The organism is Pelomonas sp. CA6 (assembly GCF_022549225.1).
Classification (GTDB): domain Bacteria; phylum Pseudomonadota; class Gammaproteobacteria; order Burkholderiales; family Burkholderiaceae_C; genus Roseateles.
The window spans coordinates 389,703-416,062 of the sequence record NZ_JAKZFD010000002.1; the positions used below are offsets into that span (position 1 = coordinate 389,703).

22 protein-coding genes are annotated in these 26,360 nt (G+C 68.7%); 14 read left to right on the plus strand and 8 right to left on the minus strand.

The annotated features are described in order from the left end of the window. Positions 1–223: 223 nt before the first annotated feature. The 4 genes from queE to LZ017_RS05575 form a co-directional block, all read right to left on the minus strand. On the minus strand, positions 224–868 hold the full coding sequence (gene queE, locus LZ017_RS05560; protein WP_241299096.1) for a 7-carboxy-7-deazaguanine synthase: 645 nt from the start codon (positions 866–868) through the stop codon (positions 224–226). Positions 869–878: 10 nt separating this feature from the next. After that, a complete protein-coding gene (locus LZ017_RS05565; RefSeq protein ID WP_241299098.1) occupies positions 879–2,015 on the minus strand; it encodes a 6-carboxytetrahydropterin synthase in 1,137 nt (378 codons plus the stop codon). Between the two features lie 306 nt (positions 2,016–2,321). After that, entirely contained in the window at positions 2,322–3,374 is a 1,053-nt protein-coding gene (locus LZ017_RS05570; protein WP_241299100.1) for a S1/P1 nuclease, read from the minus strand. Positions 3,375–3,500: 126 nt separating this feature from the next. Continuing rightward, a complete protein-coding gene (locus tag LZ017_RS05575; protein ID WP_241299102.1) occupies positions 3,501–4,214 on the minus strand; it encodes a triacylglycerol lipase in 714 nt (237 codons plus the stop codon). A gap of 164 nt (positions 4,215–4,378) precedes the next feature. On the opposite strand from LZ017_RS05575, the gene LZ017_RS05580 reads away from it, so the two are divergent. The 3 genes from LZ017_RS05580 (at position 4,379) to LZ017_RS05590 (ending at position 6,510) form a co-directional block, all read left to right on the plus strand. Continuing rightward, positions 4,379–5,269 (plus strand): LysR family transcriptional regulator, encoded by an 891-nt coding sequence (locus tag LZ017_RS05580; RefSeq protein ID WP_241299104.1) that lies wholly within the window; start codon positions 4,379–4,381, stop codon positions 5,267–5,269. A 100-nt stretch (positions 5,270–5,369) separates the two neighbouring features. After that, positions 5,370–6,080, plus strand: a complete 711-nt coding sequence (locus tag LZ017_RS05585) for a Bax inhibitor-1/YccA family protein (RefSeq protein ID WP_241299106.1) — start codon at positions 5,370–5,372, stop codon at positions 6,078–6,080. Between the two features lie 28 nt (positions 6,081–6,108). After that, a complete protein-coding gene (locus LZ017_RS05590; protein WP_241299108.1) occupies positions 6,109–6,510 on the plus strand; it encodes a hypothetical protein in 402 nt (133 codons plus the stop codon). Between the two features lie 4 nt (positions 6,511–6,514). Here the strand turns inward: LZ017_RS05590 and LZ017_RS05595 are convergent, their stop codons facing one another. Beyond that, positions 6,515–7,087, minus strand: coding sequence for a DUF1566 domain-containing protein (locus LZ017_RS05595; protein WP_241299110.1), 573 nt, complete (start codon positions 7,085–7,087; stop codon positions 6,515–6,517). A 167-nt stretch (positions 7,088–7,254) separates the two neighbouring features. On the opposite strand from LZ017_RS05595, the gene LZ017_RS05600 reads away from it, so the two are divergent. Then, positions 7,255–7,776, plus strand: coding sequence for a GNAT family N-acetyltransferase (locus LZ017_RS05600; RefSeq protein ID WP_241299112.1), 522 nt, complete (start codon positions 7,255–7,257; stop codon positions 7,774–7,776). A gap of 15 nt (positions 7,777–7,791) precedes the next feature. Continuing rightward, on the plus strand, positions 7,792–8,439 hold the full coding sequence (locus LZ017_RS05605; RefSeq protein WP_241299114.1) for a DUF2238 domain-containing protein: 648 nt from the start codon (positions 7,792–7,794) through the stop codon (positions 8,437–8,439). A 19-nt stretch (positions 8,440–8,458) separates the two neighbouring features. On the opposite strand, the gene chrA is transcribed toward LZ017_RS05605, so the two are convergent. Continuing rightward, a complete protein-coding gene (gene chrA / locus LZ017_RS05610; RefSeq protein WP_241299116.1) occupies positions 8,459–9,811 on the minus strand; it encodes a chromate efflux transporter in 1,353 nt (450 codons plus the stop codon). A 203-nt stretch (positions 9,812–10,014) separates the two neighbouring features. Between chrA and LZ017_RS22050 the strand changes: the two genes are divergently transcribed. The 9 genes from LZ017_RS22050 (at position 10,015) to LZ017_RS05655 (ending at position 23,619) form a co-directional block, all read left to right on the plus strand. Further along, positions 10,015–11,559: a methyl-accepting chemotaxis protein gene (locus tag LZ017_RS22050; RefSeq protein ID WP_277604534.1), complete on the plus strand. Its 1,545-nt coding sequence runs from the start codon at positions 10,015–10,017 to the stop codon at positions 11,557–11,559. A gap of 147 nt (positions 11,560–11,706) precedes the next feature. Further along, positions 11,707–16,359, plus strand: coding sequence for a M91 family zinc metallopeptidase (locus LZ017_RS05620; protein ID WP_241299118.1), 4,653 nt, complete (start codon positions 11,707–11,709; stop codon positions 16,357–16,359). A 15-nt stretch (positions 16,360–16,374) separates the two neighbouring features. Beyond that, complete coding sequence (locus LZ017_RS05625; protein ID WP_241299120.1) at positions 16,375–16,800, plus strand: hypothetical protein; 426 nt, start codon at positions 16,375–16,377, stop codon at positions 16,798–16,800. Between the two features lie 371 nt (positions 16,801–17,171). Beyond that, entirely contained in the window at positions 17,172–18,473 is a 1,302-nt protein-coding gene (locus LZ017_RS05630; RefSeq protein WP_241299122.1) for an O-acetylhomoserine aminocarboxypropyltransferase/cysteine synthase family protein, read from the plus strand. A 278-nt stretch (positions 18,474–18,751) separates the two neighbouring features. Further along, positions 18,752–19,789 (plus strand): sulfate ABC transporter substrate-binding protein, encoded by a 1,038-nt coding sequence (locus tag LZ017_RS05635; RefSeq protein ID WP_241299125.1) that lies wholly within the window; start codon positions 18,752–18,754, stop codon positions 19,787–19,789. 39 nt (positions 19,790–19,828) lie between these two features. Further along, positions 19,829–20,710: a sulfate ABC transporter permease subunit CysT gene (cysT, locus tag LZ017_RS05640; RefSeq protein ID WP_241299127.1), complete on the plus strand. Its 882-nt coding sequence runs from the start codon at positions 19,829–19,831 to the stop codon at positions 20,708–20,710. Continuing rightward, positions 20,710–21,609: a sulfate ABC transporter permease subunit CysW gene (cysW, locus tag LZ017_RS05645; RefSeq protein ID WP_241299129.1), complete on the plus strand. Its 900-nt coding sequence runs from the start codon at positions 20,710–20,712 to the stop codon at positions 21,607–21,609. The genes cysT and cysW overlap by 1 nt, the downstream gene beginning before the upstream one ends. Next, positions 21,606–22,667, plus strand: a complete 1,062-nt coding sequence (locus LZ017_RS05650) for a sulfate/molybdate ABC transporter ATP-binding protein (RefSeq protein ID WP_241299131.1) — start codon at positions 21,606–21,608, stop codon at positions 22,665–22,667. The genes cysW and LZ017_RS05650 overlap by 4 nt, the downstream gene beginning before the upstream one ends. Positions 22,668–22,686: 19 nt before the next feature. Further along, positions 22,687–23,619, plus strand: coding sequence for a CysB family HTH-type transcriptional regulator (locus LZ017_RS05655; RefSeq protein ID WP_241299133.1), 933 nt, complete (start codon positions 22,687–22,689; stop codon positions 23,617–23,619). On the opposite strand, the gene LZ017_RS05660 is transcribed toward LZ017_RS05655, so the two are convergent. Together LZ017_RS05660 and tkt are read right to left on the minus strand one after the other, a co-directional pair. Continuing rightward, a complete protein-coding gene (locus LZ017_RS05660; RefSeq protein WP_241299135.1) occupies positions 23,504–24,286 on the minus strand; it encodes an HAD-IA family hydrolase in 783 nt (260 codons plus the stop codon). The two genes, LZ017_RS05655 and LZ017_RS05660, sit on opposite strands and share 116 nt — an antisense overlap. After that, entirely contained in the window at positions 24,283–26,355 is a 2,073-nt protein-coding gene (tkt, locus tag LZ017_RS05665) for a transketolase (protein ID WP_241299137.1), read from the minus strand. Before tkt ends, LZ017_RS05660 begins: the two co-directional genes overlap by 4 nt. Positions 26,356–26,360 lie beyond the last annotated feature (5 nt).

Below are 26,360 nucleotides of genomic sequence, written 5' to 3' on the forward strand. Positions count from 1 at the left end.
GGGGCGGGTCTTCTGTGGACAAGCCAGATTTTTCGTTTGCAATCAAACGCTTGCTTGTGAACAAACCCTGTGCACCCAGCCCCTGGATTCGGCGGGACTGACAGACAACAATCCGCCCCCGGGCTCGGCTCCTGTGGACAAATGGGGGCTTGCTCCAAAGTTTTCCACAGCCTTGTTGGCTTGACGCGCCGGGGCCATCCGGCCTAGCGGTGCCCGCGCGGCCTCAGTCGATGCCCACCACCTTGTGCATCTGGATGGCCAGCCGCCATTGCGGATGGGCCAGGCAGTAGGCCACCGCGTCGCGGGTGTGTTGCTTCTGCAGCACCGAATCCATGGGCTGCAGGAAGAAATGGCGGAAGTCCAGCCCGGCGAAGCGCTCCGGCGCCGCCAGCGGCTGCGGATAGACGAGCTTGAGCTCGTCGCCTCGGGTCAGCACCAGCGGCGCATCGGCCTTGGGGCTGACGCAGATCCAGTCCAGCCCGCGCGGCGCGGGCTGGGTGCCGTTGGTCTCCACCGCGACCTCGAAGCCGCGTGCATGCAGGGCGTCGATCAGTGCCTCGTCCAGCTGCAGCAGCGGTTCGCCGCCCGTGCACACGACATAGGGGCGGCCGCCCGCGGAAGGAGCTCCGGCCGGCCATGTCGCCGCCACGGCGTCGGCCAGGGCCTCGGCCGAGGCGAACTTGCCGCCCCCCGTGCCGTCGGTGCCGACGAAGTCGGTGTCGCAAAAGCTGCAGACCGCGCCGGCACGGTCCTGCTCGCGGCCGCTCCACAGGTTGCAGCCGGCAAAGCGGCAGAACACCGCCGCGCGCCCGGCCTGGGCACCCTCGCCCTGCAGCGTGTAAAACAATTCCTTGACGGCGTAGCTCATCGTCGGGCCCTCACACCGGAATCAGGTCGACGCTGGCACCCAGCGCGGCGATGGCGCCGCTGCCGCGCGTCTCGTACAGGTCCACGCGCTCGAGCTGTGGCAGCCGCGCGCGGGCCTGCTGCAGCACCCAGTCGGCCAGGCTGGCGGTGTCGCTGTCGGGCAGGCCGGCGATCTCGTGCAGCGGATGATGGTCCAGGGACTTGAACAGCGGATCGAACTGCGCCTTGACGTCGCCGAAGTCCACCGTCCAACCCGCCAGCTGGTCCAGCGCCGCGCGCAGATGCAGGCGCAGCGTGAAGGTATGGCCATGGATGCCGGCCAGTGCGTGGCCTTGCGGGGCCCGCGCCAGGCGCACCGCGCTGTCCAGCGTGAACTCCTTCCAGATGCGGTAATGCTGGCCGTCGAAGTTGGCGCCGCTGGAGCCGGTCTCGTACACCGTGACCCAGGACAGCTCGGGCAGCTGCGGCTTCAGCCGGGCCCACAGCCACGACGAGATGATCTCGCTGGTCGGGTTCTGCAGCCCGTCGATCTCGTTGAGGCAGTGGTAGTTGAGCTGGTGGTGATAAGGCGCCCAGAGCTCGTCCAGATGGTCGTAGTCCACCGCCAGATCACGCTCGCCCAGGTCCTGGTTGGCATGCAGGATGAGCTCGAAGCCATGGCCATGCATGCGTCCGCATTTATGGCCGGCCGGCACATGGGGCAGCTGGTGCGCCGCCTGGAAGCGGTAGCGCCGCCAGACATGGGCCTGGCCGCTGGCGTCCAGGTCCACGCCGGAGTTCGCGGTGCTCTGCACCCCCACCTGCGTGATGCCGGGCACGTCGAACTCGGACTGCAGGCGCTGGCGTATCCAGCGCGCGAGGTTCTCATCGGTGGGCTGGGCCACATGGTCGTTGAGCAGGCCATGGTCCAGCGTCGCGACGCAGGCCTCGACGCGCTCGCGCAGCTGCTGCACCTCGCCGCCCGGAAAGGCCGCCCAGCCCGCGGGCAGTTCGGCGCGCACGGTGGCGAAGTAACTGTGGCCATGCAGGCCGCGGCTGCGGTGGCCGGCCGGCAGGGCGGGAATGTGACAGGCGGATTCGAAGCCGGCCGAAGCGCAGAACAACGGCGGCGCGCCCGGAACGGGCGGGGCGGAGGGGGCGTGGGACATCGCGGCGCACGCCGGAGCCTGGAACCCCGGCGAAGTCTTCAAAACCGCAGTTTGACACGCCCCTCTTCTTATTCCTTGGTTTAGATATTCTGTTTAGTCGTTTTAGTAGGGGCGGCCCCGCGCTGTGGACAAGCCCCGATTTCCCTTGCGGATCAATCAGTTGTTCGCCGTCCAACGCTGTGGGCGCGGACCGGGGCAACTGCGGGAGGAACAGACAACAACTTGGGCGGGCCAGCCGGGGCTGTGGACAAGCGGGGACTTGTTCGAATGTTGCTCACAGCTTTGTCCACAGGGCGGCGGCGGGGCTCAGCGCTTGTCGCCGTCCGGCCAGATGGCGCGCAGCAGCTGGGCCAGGCGTGCCCCGCCCTTGATCAGCTGGCCGCGGATCTGCGCGACGCTGCGCGCCTCGTAGCCCTCGGGCAGGCTCACGGTCCAGCGCGGGCCGCGCAGGCTTTGCGCGCGCGGGCCGAAGCCCATGCCTTCGAAACTCTGGCGTGCCTGCAACAGCGATTCGCCGGCCCAGGCCTCGGCCCAGCCGTCCACCGGGCCGGCGCTGGCGGGCACGGCCCGCGCCGGCTCCACCAGGGCCGCCAGTTCGGCCAGGGTCAGCTTGTTGGGCAGGTTGTCCCAGTAGGCGTGCAGATTGCCGCCATAGCCGCCCTGGCCGTTGGGCAGGGTCAGCGCGTTGCCGCCCACAGTGTGGGTCTGCGCGTCCAGCCCGGTGGCGTCGGGGTCCACCTGGGCCCCCTTCTCGTCCAGGTAGATGGAGCCCATGTGCAGCGGCTGGTGCATGTCGCCCAGCGCATGCACCAGCAGGGCCAGGGCCTCGCGCTCGGTCTCCAGGCTGAAGGGCGCCGGCACCGGCTGGCCGCGCAGCCGCGCCGTCGCGGCCTTCACCGCATGGACGATGTCGTGGTCGCTGGTGCCCACCGCGCCGGGCTGGTAGCGGCCGCGCTGCAGCGCCACGTTGGTGTAGTGGTATTGCTTGTGGCAGTTCTCCTCGCCGGGTTTGGGGCCGCATTGCTCGTTGTTGCGCTGCACGTAGGCGCGCATGAGCGCCTCTTCGTCGATCTTGTTCTCGAAGGGCGCGCATTCGGGGAAGCGCCCGGTCGTCGCGTACTTGAAGTCGTTGTACACGTCGATGCCCTTCACGCAGTCGCCCCAGACGGCAATGTCGCGCATGCTCACCGGCCCGAGGATGCGGCGCAGTTCGGCCTGGGCGCGCTGGCCTTCCAGCAGCCGGTCGGCGATCTCGCCGATGGTGGAGTGGCCCTGGGCGCCAAAGGCGAAGGCGGAACCGGCGCTCAGCAGCGCGACGGCGGCACAGGCGCGCGCCAGCAATTGGGAGGTCTTCAGCATGATGGACGATGAACTTTTGAGAGTGCGCGGATTGTCGCGCGCACCCATGGCGGGCGCATGGCGGAGCGGGAGCGGGGTCAGGGCTTGCCGCACGCGACTCGCACGTGAAAACCCCAAGAGGGACGCTCAGAGCCGGCGGTAGAGGTAGCGCCTCAGGCCCTGCGGGTCCAGAGGCTTCCAGCCTTCGCGCGGCTGCGCCAGCCGGTCGGCGATCGCGAGCATCACCAGCGGATTGGCCGGCAGCCCCATGTGGCTGGCGGGCACGACGATGTTTTCCGCCAGCGGACCCGGCTCCAGCACGCTGCACTGCCAGGAGACCACGCCATCGCTGCGCGAGAAGATGGAGGTCGTGGGACAGGGCGGCGCCTCGCGGATCTGGGCCAGGGTCGGCGGATCATGCGAGTCCAGCCCGCTGACCCAGTCGTAGAAGCGCCAGGCATGCGTGGCGCGCGGATGGCCGGTGAAGGGCGTGCCCAGCGTGATCACATTGCGCACCTGCTGCGGCGAGCGCTTGGCGATTTCGCGCGCGTAGATGCCGCCCAGGCTCCAGCCCAGCAGGCTCACCGGCTGGCCGCCGTGCTGTTCATGGACCTGCTGCAGCAGTGCGTGGCAGCGCTCCAGCACGCCGTGGCGCGGCCCGACGTTGAGCCCCAGGCCCCAGCCCCGCGTGGGATAGCCCAGCCGTTCCAGCACGCGCCGCAGGGCCCGGGTGCTGAAATCGCTGGCGGCCAGGCCGGGAAAGACCAGCACCGGGTGGCCATCGCCGCGCGGCAGCTTGCGCAGCCAGGGGCCACCGGCCAGCAGCGCGGCATATTCCCAGGGCGCCCGCCCTTCCAGCATCACATGCCAGAACCGGGGCGGCCGCGGCAAGGACGCCGGGGACGTGGACGATTCGGAAGACAAGGAATCCGTGATGGCAGGTTCCCGCGGAGATCGAGGGAGATCGGGCGGATTCTAGGAGATCGCAGGAGATAGACTCCGCGCCCAAGGTCCATCTGCACGCCATGTCCCAGCTCAACTACCGCCATCTGCATTACTTCTGGGTCGTCGCCAAGGAAGGCGGGCTGGCGCGCGCCGCGGACCGGCTGGGCATGGCGGTGCAGACCGTCAGCGCCCAGGTCAAGGCGCTGGAAATGGCGCTGGGCCACCAGCTCTTCAAGCCCCAGGGCCGCGGCCTGGTGCTGACCGAGGCCGGCCAGGCCGCGTTCGCGCGCGCCGAGGAGATCTTCCAGATCGGCCAGCTGATTCCCGCCGAGGTGCACCAGGCCGCCACCGGCCACCGCGTGCGCCTGGCCGTGGGCCTGTCCGACGGCATCTCCAAGCTGGCCGCGCATGCGCTGCTGGAGCCGGTGCTGTCCACGCCCTCGCTGAAACTGGTCTGCCATGAAGGCGAGGTGGAGGAGCTGCTCTCCGAGCTGGCGCTCCACCATCTGGACCTGGTGCTGGCTGGACAGCCGGCGCCGCCCAATCCCAACCTGAGGCTCAGCAGCCGGCGCATCGCCGTTTCCGAGGTGGATTGGTACGGCCCCGGCCAATGGGTCAGCAAGGCCGCCAGCCGGCGCTTCCCGGACTGCCTGCAGGAATTGCCGGTGCTGCTGCCCACCGGGCATTCGGCGCTGCGCGCCAGCGTGGACCGCTGGCTGGAGCAGCATGGGCTGCGCCCCCAGGTGGCCGGCGAGTTCGAGGACAGCGCGCTGATGGCCGTGTTCGCCAGCGGCGGCATGGGCGTGTTCCCGGTCAGCCGGCTGGGCAACCAGGAACTGGGCCTGATGCGCGAGCTGCGCCTGCTCGGGCGCTGCGACGACCTGCACGAGGAGGTCTACGCGATCCGCTCGCGGCGCAGCCAGCACCATCCGCTGGTGCAGCGCCTGATGGGCGAGGACGAGGCCGGTTGATTTCGGTTTTATAGGAATGTTCCTTCCTTGACCGATGGTTTTTCGGAAGGGTGACTTGTCCTAAGGTGCGCGCTCGGACAAGCCCCTCTGGAGGACCGTCATGCATCCGTCTCACTCTTCTTCCCCCTACGCCGGGCCGTCGACCGACGCCGTCGTGATCCGCGCCGGCGCGCAGGACGGCGCGCGCGCCGAGATCACGCGCGTGCTGCGCAACACCTATGCGCTGCTGTCCATGACGCTGATCTTCAGCGCCGCGGTGGCCGCCGCCGCGGTGGCGCTGAAGCTGCCGGCGCCCGGCATGATCCTCACGCTGGTCGGCTACTTCGGCCTGCTGTTCCTGGTGCACAAGCTGCAGAACCGCGCGGCCGCGCTGCCGGCCGTGTTCGCGCTGACCGGCTTCATGGGCTATACGCTGGGGCCCTTGCTGAGCCAGGTGCTCAGCCTGCCCGGCGGCGCGCAGACCATCGCGGTGGCGCTGGGCCTGACCGGGCTGAGCTTCCTCGCGCTGTCGGCCTATGTGCTGACCACGCGCAAGGACTTCAGCTTCATGGGCGGCTTCCTGATGGCCGGCATGGTCGTCGCGCTGCTGGCCATGCTGGGCGCGGTCTTTTTCGAGATCAAGGCCCTGGCCGCGGTGGTCTCCGGCCTGGTCGCGCTGCTGTCGGTGGGCATGCTGCTGTTTGAAACCAGCCGCATCGTCAACGGCGGCGAACGCAACTATGTGCTGGCCACCGTCGGGCTGTTCGTGTCGCTGTTCAACCTGTTCACCAGCCTGCTGAGTCTGCTGGGCCTGGGCGGCAGCAACGAATGAGGCACGCGCTCGGAGCGAGGATCTCTCGATGAAGAAGGCGATCTGGATCCTCGTGTCGCTGCTGGGCCTGCTGTGGACCAGTCTGGCCTGGCTGCTCGCCTCGCTGAGCGACTGGCTGGCGCGCGCGCTGGCCTCGGGCGAGGCGGGCCGCGCCGGCCAGGCCGTCGCCGAATGGCCGCTGCCGGACTGGCTGGCGGTTTGGATCGACGCGGAGCGTCTGCGGGCGCTGCAGGCGCTGTTGCTCGATCTTCTGGACCGGGCCCAGTCCGCCCTGCCGCTGCTGGGCTCGGCGCTGCAATGGCTGGAACCGATGATCTGGGTGTTGTGGGCGCTGGGCCTGGGACTGCTGTTGCTGCTGGGCGGCCTGGTCCACTGGTGGGCGGCCTCTCTGCCCGCCGCCGGGAGGGCGGTGGCGGCGGCCTCGCGCTGAGGCTTCAGCGGGCCGCGTCGCGCACCAGCAGCAGCGCCAGCCGCGTGGCCTTGGGCACCTCGCCCTTGGCCTCCGCGCCGTCCAGGCGCACGGCCCAGCCCATCATCGCCATCTGTTCGCCGCCGCCATCGCCGCGGCCGCGCATCACGTTGTCATAGCGGTAGGGATTGACGCGGCCCGGCTCCACATGGGCGGTCGCGGTCCAGTACCAATCCAGCGGCAGGCCCGGCACCAGCGCGCGCTCACGCGGCGTGACCAGCTGGCGCGCGAGCAGGCGCAGCTCCTGCACGCGGGGCAGTCGCCAGCCTTCGCCACGCTTGCGCGCCAGCGCGACGGCCTGGGCCTGCGTCAGCTGCAGGGCCTCGCCGGTACAGCGGCGCCCATTCCATTGCATGCCCTCGGCGCAGCGCGACCAGACCAGGCCCGCGCGGCCGTCCACCAGCAGCGAGGCCGGATCGCCGGGGCGCAGCGCAGCGTCCTGCGGTGCGTCCGCGGCCCGGGCGCCACCCGACAGCAACAACGCCAGCAGCAGGGTCGCAGGCAGGGCGACGGGCCTTTCGGTCGGCAGACGGATCATCGGAAGGAGAGCGGGACAAGGGGAGGGTCGGGTGTTGCGCGCATTGTGCGGCAGGGCCGGCCAGGGTTCGTGCGGCATGCGCAACAGGGGCCCATGCTGCTAGCATGCCCTGCCCCCCGAACGGAATGACGACGTCCCGCGAGCCGCCCGAACCCGCCGAGAGGACCATGAGCCAAGCCCTGCCACCGCTGGAATTGCGCCGCGCCGCGCCCGATGACCTGCTGCGCATCGAGAACCTCATGCAGTTCTACAACTACGATCTCAGCCAGTGGACGCCCGTGCCCTTCGGCGACAACGGGCTCTACCAGCTGCGGCCTAAGGCGCCCTACTGGGCGCAGCCCGGCGTGCACCCCTTTTTGATTCACATCGATCAGCAGCTGGCCGGCTTCGCGGTCGTCGACGACGAAACGCAGGAAGCCGACACCGATCACAACATGGGCTACTTCTTCCTGGCGCGGGGCTACCGCGGCCGCGGCCTGGCGACCCACGCCGCCGGCGAGGTGCTGCAGCGCTTCCCGGGGCGCTGGGAGGTCTATCACCTGCTGGTCAACACCCCGGCCGCCGAGTTCTGGCCGGAGGTGATACGCCACCATGCCGAAGGCGAGATCCAGCGCGAGCCGCGCCTGATCCATGAGGATCCCTGTGTGCTCTACCGCTTCAACGTCGCGGCGCGCGGCGGACTCGCCTGAGCGTGGAAACCCAACATGACCACAAGCACGCAAGCCCTGACCCCCGATCCCTCCCGGCTGCCGTGGCTGCTCAGCCCGCTGCTGCTGGCTGCGCTGCTGCTGTCGGGCTGGCACCCGTATGACCGCACCACCTGGTGGCTGGAGGTGCTGCCGGTGCTGATCGCCTGGCCGCTGATCCTTGCCAACGCGCGCCGCTATCCGCTCACGCCGCTGTTGCTGGGCCTGGTCTTTCTGCATTGCCTGGTGTTGATACTGGGCGGCGCCTACACCTATGCGCGCGTGCCGCTGGGCGAATGGGCGCGCGAGGCCTGGCACCTGAGCCGCAACCCCTATGACAAGCTGGGGCACCTGATGCAGGGCTTCGTGCCCGCGCTGGCGGCGCGCGAGATCCTGCGCCGCGGCGCCCATGTGCGGGGACGCAAGATGCTTGCCTTTGTCGTCGTCTGCATCGTGCTGGCGATCAGCGCCGGCTACGAGCTGCTGGAATGGGCCTCGGCGCTGGCGCTGGGCCAGGGCGCGGATGAGTTCCTCGGCACCCAGGGCGATCCGTGGGACACGCAGTCCGACATGTTCTGCGCCCTGGTGGGAGCGGTTCTGTCGCTGCTGTTGCTGAGTCGCTGGCATGAGCGCCAGCTGCGCGCGCTGGGCGTGCCGCCGCCCTGAGCGCCCCGCGTCCCCTGCCTCAGCCCACGACGCGGCTGAGCAGCCCCAGCAGCGCGCAGGCCGCGATCACCTCCATCACGCCGCGCCGGTAGCGCAGCAGCGCCACCGCGGCGCCCAGCGCGATCGCCGCGGCGCGCCAGTCCGGCGCCTGGGCCAGGCCCTGCGGCCACAGCACCTGCACGCCGAAGAACAGCGCCAGGTTCAGGATCACGCCCACCACCGCCGCGGTCACCGCCGTCAGCGGCGCGGCCAGGCGCAGCCGACCGTGGGTGGCCTCCACCAGCGGTCCCCCGGCGAGGATGAACACGAAGGACGGCAGAAAGGTGAACCAAGTCACCACGGCGGCGGCCAGCACGCCGGCTCCCACCGGTCCCAGTGCCGCGGCCAGGGCCAGGTCTTGCCACCCGGCGACAAAGCCCACGAAGCTCACCACCATGATCAGCGGCCCCGGCGTGGTCTCGCCCAGCGCCAGCCCGTCCATCATCTGGGCCGCGCTGATCCAGCCGTGCTGCTGCACCACGCCCTGCAGCACATAGGGCAGCACCGCGTAGGCGCCGCCGAAGGTCAGCAGCGCCGCCTGGCTGAAGAAACGCCCCGCCTGCACCGGCAGGCTGTGCAGCCCGAACAGCGCCGCCAGCGCGGCCATGGGCAGCAGCCACGCCAGCGCGCCCAGTGCCAGCGTGACGCACAGGCGAGCGCGACGAAAGCGCGCATGCGCCGGCGTGGGCGTGTCGTCGTCGATCACCGCCGGTGCATGGGGGGCGGCGCTGGCCGGCGCGTGCCCGCTGGCCGCGCCGAACTGCCGAGGTGCCCAGCGCCCGCCCGCCACGCCCAGCAATGCCGCCACGCCGATGATCAGCGGAAATGGCAGGTGAAGCCCGGCGATCGCGACGAAGGACGCCGCGGCGATGCCCCACAGCCAGCCGCCCTTCAGCGCCCGCGCGCCGATGCGCTGCACCGCCTGCACGACGATGGCCGCCACCGCTGGCTTGATGCCGTACAGCAGACCGGCGATCAGCGGCGTCTGGCCCCAGGCCATGTAGATCCAGGACAGCCCGATCAGGATCAGCAGCGAGGGCAGCACGAACAGCCCGCCGGCGATCAGGCCACCCGGCGTCCTGTGCAGCAGCCAGCCCAGGTAGGTGGCCAGCTGTTGCGCCTCCGGTCCCGGCAGCAGCATGCAGTAGTTCAGCGCATGCAGAAAGCGCCGCTCGCTGATCCAGCGCCGCCGCTCCACCAGTTCCTGGTGAAGGATGGCGATCTGCCCGGCCGGACCGCCGAAGCTGATGAAGCCCAGCTTGAGCCAGAAGCGCAGCGCTTCGGCCAGCCCGGGATGGGGTGGACGATCGGCCGGGACGGGGGCAGTGGACATGGCGCCATTGTGCGTGCGCGCCGATGACGGTGCGCCAAACGCCCTTGCAAACGGCAATCGATCATGAATATACGTATTTACTGATGTTTGGATGGGCACGGCGGGCCTCGGGGCGCTAAATTCGGCCCCGCCTTACGGCGGCCTGGCCGCCGCTGAGCCGGCGCCCGCCTTCAGGAGCACGGCCGACAACACAGGGAATCACGATGAAGAACTTGCGATTCAGCACCCGTTTGCTGCTCTGCGCGGTCGTCCCCGCGCTCTTCTTCCTGGCCGCGGTCGGCGCCTCGCTGGCCGGCCTGTTCAGGACCGAAGGCGACTTCGCGCGCCTGATCGAGCGCGAACTGGCGATCGCCAACGGCTTCAACGAGATGTACGGCCAGGGCCTGCAGATGGGCCAGGCGCTGCGCAACATCGTGCTGGCGCCCGAGAACAAGAAGGCCTATGCCAACTTCGATGCCGCGCGCGAGGCCTTCGACAAGGCGCTGGAAGGCGTGCGTCCGCTCACCGCCGGCCTCGCCATCGAGGCCTCGCTGCCGCGCCTGGCCGAGCTGCGCCAGACCCAGACGGTGGCGCAGAACGAGGTGCTGTCGCTGTCCGGCAAGGACCAGGCGGCGGCCATCGCGGCGCTCAATGCGCGCGAGACGCCGGCCTGGCGCGAGCTGCGCGCCGAGGTTCTGAAGCAGGTCGAGGCGGCGCGCCAGATGGCCGAGCAGGCGCGCGAGGAAACCAACCGCGCGGTGGAACGCTCGCAGCGCTGGGCCGCTGCGCTGGCGCTGCTGGCCGCGCTGGTGGCCGGCGTGCTGCTCTTCACCACCCAGCGCACGGTGCGCCGTGAACTGGGCGGCGATCCGCAGGATGCTGCCGCGGCGCTGCGCCGCATTGCGTCGGGCGACCTGTCCGAGGACGTGCCGTCCAGCAATGGCGGTGCGCAGAGCCTGATGGCTGAGCTGGCGCGCATGCAGGAATCGCTGCGTACGCTGGTGGGCCAGGTGCGCGGCGCCAGCGAAAGCATCCTGGTGGCCAGCTCCGAGGTCGCGCAAGGCAGCGGCGACCTGTCCGCGCGCACCGAGCAGGCCGCGTCCAGCCTGCAGGAGACGGCGGCGTCGATGGAGCAGATCACCTCCTCGGTGCGCAGCAGCGCCGACGCGGCATCCACCGCCAACCAGCTGGTGGCCAATGCGGCCGACACCGCCGGCCGCGGCGGCCAGGTGGTGGCCGATGTGGTCAGCACCATGGACGACATCCGCGCCGGCTCGCGCCGCATCGGCGACATCATCGGCGTGATCGACGGCATCGCCTTCCAGACCAACATCCTGGCGCTGAACGCCGCGGTGGAGGCCGCGCGCGCCGGTGAACAGGGGCGCGGCTTCGCGGTCGTGGCCGGCGAGGTGCGCAGCCTGGCGCAGCGCTCGGCCGAGGCGGCCAAGGAGATCAAGACCCTGATCACCGCCAGCATGGAGCAGGTGGAATCCGGCGCCGAGCGCGTCGGCGCGGCGGGCCAGACCATGGACGACATCGTCGCCAGCGTGCGCCGCGTCAACGACGTGATCAACGAGATCAGCGCCGCCAGCGCCGAGCAGAGCAGCGGCATCGAGCAGATTGGCGCCGCGGTGGGCCAGCTCGACGAGGCCACCCAGCAGAACGCCGCGCTGGTGGAGGAGTCCGCCGCCGCCGCCGAATCGCTGAAGGAGCAGGCCCAGGCGCTGGCCCAGCTTGTGGGGGAATTCCGGCTGCAGCCGGGGCGTTGAGTCGCTGCCCGATGAACCGCGGGCGGTCGCAGATCGCCCGACGTCTGATGTTCTGGTTTTCCTCCCCTGTCAAGCTTGACAGGGTGTGGAATTTCGCCTGGCAGCTACCCTCATCGTCACAAAAAAGATGCGGGGGAGTTAGCAGGAATGTTCAAACAGAACATCAAGAAAAGAGGCATCGCGCTCTTGATGCTGTTGGCTGCTGGGTACAGCAGCGCCGAAAACCCGACAACGCGCCCAATGGGTGCGGACGACCACGTTGCCGAAGTGAATGCGGCTCCGGGAGGTAACCCCACCCCCCCACCCTACTTCGAGCAGAACATCCTCGTGCGCTCGGGAGAGACGGTCCGGGGACTGGGCCCTGACTTGATGGGGGACTCCATCAACGAATACAGCGGCGGCCTGGTGTTCAACCACACCGATGTCGCTCTGCCTGGCAATCACGCGCTCCCGGTATCGGTCGGAAGACGGCTGGCGGCCGGCACGAAGCAGGCCGCCTTCCATTCGGGGCTGTTTGGAGACTGGGACCTGGAGATTCCTCACCTGCATACCGTGGTCGGGAAAGGAGAGACCTGGTACGGCGATGCCTATCAGACCCGCAACGGTAACCGATGCAGCCAGTTTGTCCTGCCTGCCCCCGTTTCTGTCAACGGCGGGAACAGAATGCTCAGCGCCCATCCCTACCAGTACTGGGACGGTTATCACCTGTACACCCCCGGGGACGGTGATCAGACCATGCTCAGCCGCCCCGCGGCCGCCGGAGGTACGGGCCTGCCACAGCCCTCGAACGGCGGACCTTATCCGATCGTCACCAAGAAGCATTGGACATTCAGCTGTCTTCCGTCGATGGCGCGTGGATCCGGGGAAGGCTTTCTGGCGCATGCCCCCGATGGCACGCGTTACCAGTTCGACCATATGGTGAGCCGGGTGCATCCCAGCTTCAAGTTGGCGGCCGGTGCTGTCATGGAGCGGAGCCAGATCTGGATCCTGCCCACCCAGATCATGGATCGTTTCGGGAACTGGGTGCGCTATAGCTATGGCGGAGCAGATGGATGGCAGCTCAACTCGATCACCTCTAGTGATGGGCGGTCCATCACCTTCACCTATGGGGGCAATGGCAATCGCGTGCAATCGGTCAGCGACGGCACACGGACCTGGAGCTATGTCTACGACGGCAACGGCGCCTTGCAGCAAGTCGTGCAACCGGATGGCTCGCGGTGGCAGTTCGCCCTGTCGCAGATCGAGAGAGATCCCCTTTCCTCACCCGACCCCGACTGTGGTGACGGCGCGGCCGAAGCGCCCTGGGATAACGAGGTCCGCACCGGAACGATCACGCATCCCTCCGGGGCCGTGGGCACCTTCAATCTCCGCATGACGATGCATGGGCGCTCAAATGTGCCCCAACCGCGCGTATGCATGGCCGCTACGCTCTCCCGCTACTTCACGAACTACGCGCTGAGAAGCAAGACCCTCAGCGGACCCGGCTTGGCCCCCATGACCTGGTCCTATGCGTACAGCACGGCGGAGGGCAGCTATGCGCCTTGCAATGGCTGCACCTCGACCAAGACGGTCAGCGTGACGGACCCTCTGGGCCATGTTGCCGTCAGCACTTACGGAACGCTGCACGGCCTCAACGAAGGGTTGCTGCTCGGCCAAGCCATCAGCAATTCAGAGGGCGGTCTGTTGCGCACCACCAGCTATGCCTATGCGGCACCCAACCGAGGGCCCTACCCCGCGTTTGTCGGTAACAACGGCAGCATCACCGATCCGATGAGCGCGATCTGGGTACCTCAGAGCCAGCGCGTGATCAACCAGCAAGACGTCTCATTCACTCAGGAAGTCACGGGATTTGACAGCCTGGCTCGGCCGACCGGATGGCTCTCGTCCAGCAGTCTGGGCCACAGCCGGACTGAAGAGATAGCCTACTACGACCACACCGGCTTGTGGGTGTTGGGTCAGACGGCAAGCCGGACGGTTGCGGGCGTCACCACCTCCAGCACTGCCTACGACGGCGGCACGGCGCAACCCAGGGCCACCTATGCCTTCGGCAAGCTGCAGACCGTTTTCACCTTCAATGCCGACGGAACACTGGCCGCCACCAAGGATGGGCTGAATCACGCGACCTCCTATGCCAACTACAAGCGAGGACTGCCGCAGAACGTCCAGTATGCCGACGGCAGCACCCTCAGTGCCGCCATCAACAACATTGGCGGCATTGCCAGCGTGACCAACGAAGCTGGCGTGACCTGGAACTTTGGCTATGACGCCATGGGGCGGCTCGCCAGCAAGACGCCGCCCGGAGGCGACGCCCAGCCCTACAACACAACCCACCTGTCCTTCGTTCAGGCGAATGCACCGGCCTACGGCCTGGAAGCCAACCACTGGCGCCAGACCGTCACCACAGGAAGCGCCGTAAGCACCCATTACTACGACGCGCGCTGGCGAAAGCGCCTGACTGTGATCCACGACGCGAACGACGTCGCCAACACGCAGCGCGTGCAGCGGTTTGACTACGATCCGTACAACCGCTTGGTCTTCGTCAGCTATCCGGCACGGTCCCTGCCATCGGTTCAGGCCACCATCGCGGGAATCGCCACGACTTACGACGCATTGGGTCGTTCCACCGGCACGCGGTCCGACAGCGAGCTGGGCGTCCTCACGACGACGACCCAGTACATGCCCGGCTTTCAGCGGCAGTTCACCGACGCGCGCGGCCATACGACTTTGACGGGGTTCCAGGCGTTTGACGAACCCACCGAAGCCGCGGTGGCGTGGGAACAAGGCCCGTCGGGCTACAACCTGAGCATCGAAAGAGACGTCTTCGGCAAGACCCTCCACCTCACCCGCAGCGGCAGCTACGAGGGGGCTGTGATCAGCGTTACCCGAAGCTATGTGTACGACGAATACCACAGGCTGTGCAAAACCGTCGAGCCAGAAACGGGCGCGACGATCCAGTATCTGGATGCGGCCGACAACGTCGCCTGGCGCGGTCTGGGCCTGAGCCTGACCAGCCTGTCCGGGTGCGACTGGGGTGACGTTCCGGCGAATCGAATCGTGGGCTATGCCTACGACACGCGCAACCGGCTGACGAGCACCTCCTACGGCGATGCAAGCCCGGGCATCGAGCGCAGCTACACGCCGGACGGTCTGCTTGCGAGCGTGAGTTCCGATGGTTCCACCTGGACCTATGGCTACAACAACCGGCGTCTGTTGACGGCCGAACAACTGAGCCTGGACGGTGCCAGCTACGTCATTGGCCGCAACTACGAAGCCAACGGACATCTCAGCGCGCTGAGCTATCCAGAAGGCGCGACGGTGGCCTACCAGCCCAATGCGTTGGGAGAAGCCACGCAAGTGAGCGGCTACGCCAGCGGGGTGAGCTACCACCCCAACGGGATGGTGGCGGGCTACCGCTTGAGCAATGGCATCCAGCACACATTGACGCTCAATGCACGGGGCCTGCCGTATCAAAACATTGATGCAGGCGTGCTGAACGACGTCTATGGCTATGACGCCAACGGAAACGTCACGAGCATCGTGGATCAGCAAGAAGGGGTGAGCACGCGAACGCTGGCCTATGACGGTTTGAACCAGCTGACTGTGGCCAACTCGAATGTGTGGGGTTCGGGGAGCTACGAGTACGACCCGCTGGGCAACCTGCGCAAGAGCGTGATCGGAGCGCGCAGCTCAGTGCACGGGTATGACGGGAGGAGCAACCGGCTGGTGGCGATCAACACGAATGGCAGCGTGACGGGCTACGGGTACGACGCCAACGGCAATGTGAGGCAACGAGGGACGCAGAGCTACGTGTTCGATCTGGGGAACCGGCTGAGGCAGGCGGTGGGAGTGGCGAGCTACAGCTACGACGGGCATGGCCGGCGCACGAAGGTGGCGGGAAGCGCAGGAGCAAGCCAGGTGCAGGTGTACTCGCTGGAGGGGCAATTGCTGTACGGGAAGCAGCAGCAAGGGGGCCAGGGAGAGGGGATACGCTACGTGTACCTGGGGAGGCAGGTGCTGGCGCAGACGAGCAGCGGGAGCGGGAGCCAGTACCTGCACAAGGATGTGCTGGGGAGCGCGGTGGCGCGCACGGGAAGCGGAGGTGAATGGGTAGGGGGGCGCACGCGGTGGGAGCCGTACGGAGGACACAGCGGGGCGGCGCCGGGGAGGCTGGGCTTCACGGGGCATGTGGAGGACGCGGATACGTTGCTGACGTACATGCAGCAGCGGTATTACGATCCCATCGCAGCGCGCTTCCTATCGGTGGATCCTGTAGTGACCGATGCTGCGACTGGGAAGTCGTTCGGGCGCTACCACTACGGGGACAACAATCCATACAAGTACACAGACCCGGATGGACGCGAAGTCAAGGTGGTCGGCAGCAACGACTTCAAGAAACAAGTTGCTGCAAACATTAAGCAGATCGAGTCCGGACCGAATGGCAAGGCATTGATGCAAGAGGCCTACGCAACGCCCCGTGTTATCACCATTACGGAAACCAAGGGCGGAAACTTCAACGAGACTTCGAGCAAGGCCGATAAGCAGCCCTCGGACTCCAAGATTGGATTCAATCCGTCTAGCAAAGAGGGCGGCAAGGATGCGACTGGCAGCACGAATCGTCCTGCTTTTGTTGGCTTAGGGCATGAGGTGGGCCATGCGGTTGCCGCTTCTAAAGGAGAACAGAGCTTCGATAGGGGGAGTGGGAAGGCGGGCACTACACCACCAAGCGAGAAGCAATCCCTGAAGGCTGAAAATGGAATCCGACAAGATCACAAGCTGCCACTGCGGCCTTCTTACTACTAGTATTCCTTGTCAACTATGACTAAGAAGCAAGTACCCCCCGTTGAGCTCTTGCATCGCAGGGCATCGCTTCGACGTTCTGCCGCCGCGATCCTTGCAGGCATCGGCTTTGGTGCGGCCAGCCCGGTTCATAGCAGCGGTGAACCAATGCCCTTTGTTCTAAATGCTGACTTCATCGCGAAACATGTCGAGCCCAAGATCAAGATGCCCAAGGGCGCTCATGCGCTGACCTCATATAAAAGGTACTACGCTGTTGATCGCTCGCGGGCAGGCGCTGTGAGCGTTGTGGGAGCCTTTATCCACGATGTCTCCGCTCCCGGCGTCGTGATTGTCGAGATGGACGATTTGCCAAGGCGGCTTGACGGCGGTTGCGATGTGATCGACGTGCGTTACTCGGTAGCTGCTCGGCGCGTCCTCTCTGCCAGATGCAACGGTGTTGCATAGCAAGCTGACCACACCCGTGGTCGGCCTGCGATGTAAAACCTCCTCGCAACGACGTTGCGGCCCAGCAGGCCCCTGGAGTGGCCTGCTGGGGTTGAGGCAAAATCGCTCCCGCAAAGACAACGAGCTGACGTTTAACTCAGCACACCCCTACGGACCACTGGGGCCCATTGCGGCACTGGTGACTCTGCCCAAAAGCCGAGCAGGTCACTTTGTGCCGTGCTTGCGCGCTGACCAATGACGGTTTGAACCCACTGACGGTGGCCAACTCCAATGTGCGCTTGCGAGCAAGCTTATGCGCCGAACTCAGTTGGCCCCGGGCCAGGCCTGGCCTAGTCTCCAGGCCATCGACCACCCGCGCTGAGAGAACCGGCATGAGCGACCCCCGTCCCCGTTTCGAGACCCTGGCCCTGCATGCCGGCTACCGGCCCGACCCGACGACGCGTGCTGTCGCGGTGCCGATTTACCAGACGGTGGCCTATGCCTTCGACAGCGCCCAGCATGGCGCCGATCTGTTCGATCTGAAGGCCGAAGGCCATATCTACACCCGCATCAACAACCCCACGCAGGGCGTGCTGGAGGAGCGGCTGGCGGCGCTGGAGGGCGGCATCGCCGCGCTGGCGCTGGCCTCGGGCCAGGCCGCGGTGACTTACGCGATCCAGACCCTGGCCGAGGCGGGCGACAACATCGTCGCCAGCAGCGCGCTGTATGGCGGCACCTACAACCTGTTCGCGCACACGCTGCCGCAGTTCGGCATCCAGACCCGCTTCGCCGACGTGCGCCACCCGGAGCGCTTCGAAGCGCTGATCGACGCGCGCACCAAGGCCGTCTTCGTCGAAGCGCTGGGCAATCCGCAGGGCCATGTGACCGACATCGAACGGCTGGCCGAGCTGGCCCATCGCTACGGCGTGCCGCTGATCGTGGACAACACCGTGCCCAGCCCCTATCTGAGCCGGCCCATCGAGCATGGCGCGGACATCGTCGTGCACAGCCTGACCAAATACCTCGGCGGCCATGGCACGGCGGTGGGCGGCGCGATCATCGACGCCGGCCGCTTCCCCTGGGCACAGCACAAGGCGCGCTTCCCGCGCCTGAACGAGCCGGACGTCAGCTACCACGGCGTGGTCTACACCGAAGCCGCCGGCGCCGCGGCCTACATCACGCGGGCGCGCGTCGTGCCGCTGCGCAACACCGGCGCGGCGATCTCGCCCTTCAACGCCTTCCTGATCCTGCAGGGCATCGAGACCCTGGCGCTGCGCATGGACCGCATCAGCGCCAACGCGCTGGCCGTGGCGCGCCACCTGCAGCGCCATCCCAAGGTGGGCTGGGTCAACTACGCGGGGCTGGAGGAGCACCCGGACCACGCGCTGGTGAAGAAATACCTGTCCGGCCAGGCTTCGGGCTTGCTGACCTTCGGCATCCGCGGCGCGGCGGGCGAGGACCCGCGCGCCGCCGGTGCCCGCTTCCTGGATGCGCTGCAGCTCTTCACGCGCCTGGTCAACATCGGCGACGCCAAGTCGCTGGCTACCCATCCGGCGTCCACCACCCACCGCCAGCTGTCCCCGGCGGAGCTGGACGCGGCCGGCGTGGGCGAGGACGCGGTGCGGCTGTCGGTGGGCCTGGAGCACATCGACGACCTGCTGGCCGACCTCGACCAGGCGCTGGCCCAGGTCTGAACCGGCGCGCGCAAGCGCCAAGTGTGCGAGACGGGTGCCCCGGCACCCGGGCGACCGACCCCTCGGGCCGGTTGCCGAAAGCCGGGGCGTGCGCCCGGGCCGTGGCTGGGTCTGGAGGGTGGTCTGGGGAGTCTTCGCGGACAGTTCCGGCCACGGCCCCGGGGGTGCGTTCCCCTGCTTAGTGCCTTAAAGGCATAAGCAAATCCGAAATATGTTGTTCCATGAATAAGGAACCCTGGGCAAGCTGCGAAGCCTTCACACTTGCCCGAGTTCCCGCCATGTCGCTGCGTACCCCCCGCCTGAACCGCCGCACTGCTCTGAACGCCCTGCTCGCGCTGGCCGCCCTGCCGCTGATGGCCGGTCCGGCCCGGGCCAGCGACGCCAACACGCTGCTGAACGTCTCGTACGACGTGGCCCGCGAGCTCTACAAGCAGATCAATCCCGCTTTCGCCGCCCACTGGAAGGCCAAGACCGGCCAGGCGGTGACGCTGAACCAGTCGCACGGCGGCTCGTCCAAGCAGATCGGTTCGGTGATCGGCGGCCTGGAGGCCGACGTGGTGACCATGAACCAGGCCACCGACGTCGACACCCTGGCCGAGAAAGGCCTGACCCCGGCCGACTGGCGCCAGCGCTTCCCGAACAACGCGGCGCCCTACAGCTCCACCATCCTCTTCCTGGTGCGCAAGGGCAACCCCAAGCAGATCAAGGACTGGAACGACCTGGCCCGCGCCGGCGTCTCGGTGATCATCCCCAACCCCAAGGTGACCGGCAATGGCCGCTACAGCTATCTCGCGGCCTGGGGCAGCGTGCTGGCCAAGGGCGGCAGCGAGGCCCAGGCCAAGGACCTGGTGACCAAGATCCTGGCCAATGTGCCGGTGCTGGACGGCGGCGGCCGCGGCGCCACCACCACCTTCACCCAGCGCGGCATCGGCGACGTGCTGCTGACCTTCGAATCCGAGGCCGAGCTGATCGAGAACGAGTTCGGCAAGGGCCAGTTCGAGGTGGTCACGCCCTCGGTCTCCATCGAGGCGGAGGCGCCGGTGGCCATCGTCGACAAGGTGGTGGCCAAGAAGGGCACGGCCCAGCTGGCCAAGGCCTATCTGGACTTCCTGTGGACGCCCGAGGCCCAGGAGATCATCGCCAGGAACAACTTCCGCCCGCGCGATGCCGCGGTGTTCAAGCGCCACAGCCAGCGCTTCGCCACCATCAAGCTGTTCAGCGTCGAGCAGCAGCTGGGCGGCTGGGCCAAGGTGGGCAAGACCCACTTCGCCGATGGAGGCCAGTACGATCAGATCATGGCCGGCATCAAGCGCTGATCCCGGGCCGTCGTCCGCTTCTCCCTTGCTGAGCCGTTCATGAACACCGCCGTTCTTCCCGCCGCACCGGCCGCGGGCGCGCCCGCGCGCAAGCGCCGCCGCGTGCTGCCGGGCTTCGCCCCGACGCTGGGCTACACGCTGTTCTACCTGTCGCTGCTGGTGCTGATCCCGCTGGCGGCGGTGTTTCTGAAGTCGGCCGGCCACGGCTGGGCGGCTTTCTGGGACGCCGCCACCTCGCCGCGCGTGCTGGCGTCCTACCGCCTGAGCTTCGGTGCGGCGCTGCTGGCGGCGCTGATCAACGTGGTGTTCGGCTTCATCCTCGCCTGGTCGCTGGTGCGCTACGAGTTCCCAGGCAAGAAGCTGGTGGATGCGCTGGTGGACCTGCCCTTCGCGCTGCCCACCGCGGTGGCCGGCATCGCGCTGACCGCGCTGTACGCGCCCAACGGTTGGATGGGCAGCTGGCTGGAGCCGCTGGGCATCAAGGTCGCGTTCACGCCGCTGGGCGTGCTGGTGGCGCTGATCTTCATCGGCCTGCCCTTCGTCGTGCGCACCGTGCAGCCGGTGCTGGAAGACCTGGACACCGAGCTGGAGGAGGCAGCCGCCTCGCTGGGCGCGCACCGCTGGCAGGCCTTCCGCCTGGTGCTGCTGCCCATGCTCTCGCCGGCGCTGCTCACCGGCTTCGCGATGGCCTTCGCGCGCGCGGTGGGTGAGTACGGTTCGGTGATCTTCATCGCCGGCAACATGCCCATGGTCAGCGAGATCACGCCGCTGATGATCATCACCAAGCTGGAGCAGTACGACTATGTCGGCGCCACCGCGATCGCGACGGTGATGCTGGTGTTTTCGTTCACGCTGCTGCTGGCGATCAATGGTTTGCAGGCCTGGAGCGCGCGGCGCAACGGCCTGGATGGGAGGCGGTGATGGCGGGGGCCGTATCGACTTTGAACGCGGGCAACCACGCCGCCGTCGGCGCGGGCCGCTACCAGCGCAACGCGGCGACGCGCGAGCAGCCCTGGGTGCGCTGGACCCTGCTGGGCCTGGGCCTGGGGTTCTTCGGTCTCTTCCTGGTGCTGCCGCTGGTGGCGGTGTTCACCGAGGCGCTGCGCAAGGGCTTCGAGGTCTACCTGGCCGCGCTGCTGGAGCCGGACGCCGTGTCGGCGATCCAGCTCACGCTGATCGCGGCGGCGGTCTCGGTGCCGCTGAACGTGGTCTTCGGCGTTGCCGCGGCCTGGGCGATCACCAAGCATGACTTCCGCGGCAAGCAACTGCTGATCACGCTGATCGACCTGCCCTTCTCGGTTTCGCCGGTGGTGGCGGGCCTGATCTATGTGCTGATCTTCGGCGCGCAAGGCTGGTTCGGCCCCTGGCTGCAGGCGCATGACCTGAAGATCATCTTCGCCGTGCCGGGCATCGTGCTGGCGACGGTGTTCGTGACCTTCCCCTTCGTGGCGCGCGAGCTGATCCCGCTGATGCAGGCCCAGGGCCGCGACGAGGAAGAGGCCGCCACCGTGCTGGGCGCCAGCGGCTTCAAGACCTTCTGGCATGTGACGCTGCCCAACATCAAGTGGGGCCTGCTGTACGGCGTGATCTTGTGCAATGCGCGCGCCTTCGGCGAGTTCGGCGCGGTGTCGGTGGTCTCCGGCCACATCCGCGGCCAGACCAACACGCTGCCGCTGCATGTCGAGATCCTCTACAACGAATACCAGTTCGCCGCGGCCTTCGCGGTGGCCTCGCTGCTGGCGCTGCTCGCGCTGGTGACGCTGGGCATCAAGCAGTTCATCGAGTGGCAGGCCACCCGCTCGACCAAGGAGTCCTCATGAGCATCAGCGTGCGCAATGTCCACAAGTCCTTCGGCAGCTTCACCGCGCTGGGCGACGTCAGCCTGGACTTCCCGACCGGCGAGCTGACCGCGCTGCTGGGCCCTTCGGGCTGCGGCAAGACCACGCTGCTGCGCATCATCGCCGGGCTGGAGACGGCCGACCGGGGCCAGGTCTTGCTCGACGGCGAGGACGCCTCGGACACCCATGTGCGCGAGCGCCAGGTGGGCTTTGTGTTCCAGCACTATGCGCTGTTCCGCCACATGACGGTGTTCGACAACGTCGCCTTCGGGCTGCGCGTGAAGCCGCGCAAGGAGCGTCCGTCCGAATCCGTGATCCGCAAGAAGGTGCACGAGCTGCTGAACCTGGTGCAGCTGGACTGGCTGGCGGACCGCTATCCGCCGCAGCTCTCCGGCGGCCAGCGCCAGCGCATCGCGCTGGCCCGCGCGCTGGCCGTGGAGCCGCGCGTGCTGCTGCTGGACGAGCCCTTCGGCGCGCTGGACGCCAAGGTGCGCAAGGAGCTGCGCCGCTGGCTGCGCCGCCTGCACGACGAGCTGCATATCACCAGTGTCTTCGTCACCCACGACCAGGAAGAGGCGCTGGAGGTGGCCGACCGCGTGGTGCTGATGGACCATGGCCATGTCGAGCAGGTCGGCACGCCGCAGGAGGTCTACGAGCGCCCGGCCACGCCCTTCGTCTACGGCTTTCTCGGCGCGGTCAACCGCTTCGTCGGCCAGGCCGAGGGCCGCGTGCTGCGCCTGGGCGAGCAGTCGCTGCTGACGCAGTCGGGCCTGGACGCGCAGGGCCAGGTCCAGGCCTATGCCCGCCCGCATGAGCTGCGCATCCTGCGCGACCCCGACGCGCCGGGCCTGCCCGCCACGGTGGACCGGGTGCTGAGCTTCGGCGCCGCCGCGCGCGTGGAGCTGACCGGCCCGGCCGGCGAGCACCTGGAGGCCGAGCTCAGCCGCACCGAGGCCGAGGCGCTGCAGCTGGCCAATGGCCAGCGGGTGCGCCTGCAGGCCGCGCGCCTGAGCCTGTTCGACGTCGATCGGGCGGCCTGATCCGCCGCCGCGCCGCGCCATGAACTTTCAGCAGCTGCGCATCGTGCGCGAGGCGGTGCAGCGCCAGTTCAACCTCACCGAGGTCGCGGCGGCGCTCTACACCTCGCAATCCGGCGTCTCCAAGCACATCAAGGACCTGGAGGACGAGCTGGGCGTGGAGCTGTTCCAGCGCCGTGGCAAGCGGCTGCTGGGGCTGACCGCGCCGGGCAAGGAACTGGTCGTGATCGCCGAGCGCATGCTGCTGGACGCGGGCAACACCAAGCGCCTGGCCCAGCAGTTCTCCGGCGCCGAGCAGGGGCAGCTGAGCATCGCCACCACCCACACCCAGGCGCGCTATGCGCTGCCGCAGGTGGTGGCGCGCTTCAAGGCGGCCTTTCCCAAGGTCCACCTGGTGCTGCACCAGGGCAGCCCGGCGGAGATCGTTTCGCTGCTGCAATCGGGCGCGGCCGACATCGGCATCGCCACCGAGGCGCTGGACCAGGACCCCGGCTTCGCCACCTTCCCGTTCTACGACTGGCAGCATGCGGTGGTCGTGCCCGAGGGCCATGCGCTCGCGCGGCAGCCTCTGACGCTGGAGGCGCTGGCCGAGCATCCGCTGATCACCTACCACGAGGGCTACACCGGCCGCGCGCGCATCGACGCCGCCTTCGCCGCGCAAGGCCTGACCCCGGACATCGTGCTTTCGGCGCTGGACGCCGACGTGATCAAGACCTATGTGCAGGTCGGGCTGGGCGTGGGCATCATCGCGCGCATGGCCTTCGAGCCCGCGCGCGACACCGGGCTGCTGCGCCTGGACGCCGGCCATCTGTTCCCGACCAACGTCGCGCGCATCGCGCTCAAGCGCGGCCACTACCTGCGCGGCTTCGCCTACCGCTTCCTGCAGGAGTGCTCGGCCGAGCTGAGCGAAGAGGCGGTGCGCGCCGCGCTGCAGCCGGCGTCGTTGACTGTCTGAACTCGTCGAAGTGCGCGATCCAGCCGTCGGGCGCCTCGCCGCACTCGGCCAGGCCGCCTGGGTAGCCGTGGCGCACCAGCCAGACCGCGATGCCGGCGGCGCGCGCGGTGCGCAGGTCGGTCAGGGAATCGCCCACCAGCAGCGCCTGCGCCGGCGCCAGGCCCAGGCGCTGCAGCGCCAGCCAGACCCCGTCCGGATGCGGCTTGGCGCGCGCCAGCGTGTCGCCGGCGATGACCAGGTCGAACAGCGGTGCCAGCGCGTGGCGCTGCAGGATGCGGCGCGCGAAGCGCTCCTCCTTGTTGGTCAGCAGCGCCAGGCGCAGACCCGCCGCGCGCGCCCGCCGCAGCAGCGCGGCGGCACCCGGATAGAGCCGGCTGCGCGTGCCGCAGCGCCGCTCGTAGTCGCGCGCGAAGCCGGCCCAGGCCGCGTCCAGCCACTCGGCGCGGTCCGCGGCGACCAGCGCGCGCATCAGCAGTTCGCGCGTGCCCCCGCCGATCCAGCCGCGCACCTGCTCTTCCGCCACCTCGGGCAGGAGGAGGCGGCGCAGCGTGTCGTTCAAGGCGTCGGCGATCTCGGCGCTGGTGTCCGCCAGCGTGCCGTCGAGGTCGAACAGCAGCAGCGCGATGGTCCCGTTCACCGGAGGCCTGTCGGGCGAAGCGGCGCTCATGGGGTGCTGCGCCGTGGCGCCAGGCAGCGCAGCACACAGGCCACGACGCCGTCGACGCTGAAGCCGAAGTGGCGCATCAGCACCGGCCCCGGCGCCGATTCCCCGAAGCGCGCCAGGCCCAGCACCGCGCCATCGCGGGCCGTCTGTCGCGCCCAGGCCTGCGGATGGCCGGCCTCCACCGCGATGCAGGGCAGCTGCGGCGGCAGCACCGCATGGCGCCAATCCTGCGGCTGGGCCTCGAAGCGTTCCAGACAGGGCATGGAGACCACGCGCAGCGCCAGCCCGTGGGCGGCGGACAGCCGTGCCTGCGCCTGCAGCACCAGGGCCAGCTCGGAGCCGGTGGCCAGCAGCACGCCGTGCTCGACGCGGTCGCCGCGCGCGGCGCTGAGCACATAGCCACCGCGCGCCACGCCGTCCGGATCGGCGGCGAAGGCCACCGGCGCCAGCGCCTGGCGCGACAGCACCAGCGCGCTGGGTCCGTCGCGACGCGCCAGCGCCTGGGTCCAGGCCACCGCGGTTTCCAGCCCGTCGGCCGGGCGCCAGAGTTCCAGCCCGGGGATCAGGCGCAGCGAGGCCAGGTGCTCCACCGGCTGGTGCGTGGGGCCGTCCTCGCCCAGCGCGATGGAGTCGTGGGTGAAGACATGGATGACGCGCTGGCGCATCAGCGCGGCCATGCGTATCGCGCTGCGGCTGTAGTCGCTGAAGCACAGAAAGGTGCCGCCGAAGGGGATCAGTCCGCCGTGCAGCGCAACGCCGTTCATCAGCGCCGCCATGCCGAACTCGCGCACGCCGTAGCTGAGGTAATTGCCGGCGCGCCCCGGGCCGATGCGGCGGTGGCCGCGGAAATCGGTCAGGTTGGAGCCGCTGAGGTCGGCGCTGCCGCCCAGCAGTTCGGGCAGCCCCGGCGCCAGTGCATCCAGCACCTGGCGCGAAGCGGCGCGGGTCGCCAGCGGCTTTTGCGCGTCGCCGCGCCAGGGGGCCAGCGCCGCCGCGACGCGGGCGCGCCAGTCGGCGGGCAGCTCGCCGGCGATGCGGCGCCGGAACTCCGCCGCCAGCGCGGGATGGGCCCGCGCATAGGCCTCGAAGCGCGCCTGCCAGGCGCCGCGCCGGGCCGCGCCGGTCTCGCCGGCGTGCCAGTGCGCGCGAAGCTCCTCGGGCAGCTCGAAGGGCTCGTGCGGCCAGTCCAGCGCCTGCGCCAGCGCCTCGCGGCGGCGCGCGCCCAGCGGAGCGCCATGGACCTCGGCGCTGCCTTCCAGATCGGGCACGCCCTTGCCTATGGTGCTGCGGCAGACGATCAGCGCCGGCCCGGCGCCCTCCACCGCGCCTTCGCGTGCCTCGCACAGCGCGGCGTCCAGCGCGCGTACATCATGCGCGTCCACCGGGCCGATCACGCGCCAGCCGCAGGCGGCGAAGCGCGCCGCGCTGTCGTCGGCGAACCAGTCGCCGATGGCGCCGTCGATGCTGATGCCGTTGGCGTCGTACAGCAGCGTGAGCCGGGCCAGGCGCAGCGTGCCGGCCAGCGAGATGGCCTCCTGGCTCAGGCCCTCCATCAGGCAGCCGTCGCCGGCGAAGACATAGCAGCGGTGGTCGACGATGCAGTGGCCGGGCCGGTTGAACTCGGCCGCCAGCAGCCGCTCGGCCAGCGCCATGCCCACCGCATTGGCCAGGCCCTGGCCCAGCGGGCCGGTGGTGGTTTCGACGCCGGGGGTCAGGCCTTGCTCGGGGTGGCCGGGCGTGCGGCTGCCGAGCTGGCGGAAGCGGCGCAGTTCCTCGCGCGGCAGCGCGTAGCCGCTCAGATGCAGCAGTGCGTAGAGCAGCGCGCTGGCATGGCCGTTGGAGAGCACGAAGCGGTCGCGGTCCGGCCAGTCCGGGCAGGCCGGGTCGTGCACCAGATGGCCCTGCCACAGCGCCAGCGCCATCTCGGCCATGCCCAGCGGGGCGCCGGGATGGCCGCTGTTGGCGGCTTCCACCATGTCCACGGCCAGCATGCGCAGCGCGCTGCTCATGCGTGCCGACAGGCGTGCGTCGTCCAGGCAGGCGGCCGCTCGCCGCCCCTCATGTGCGTTCATCGGGA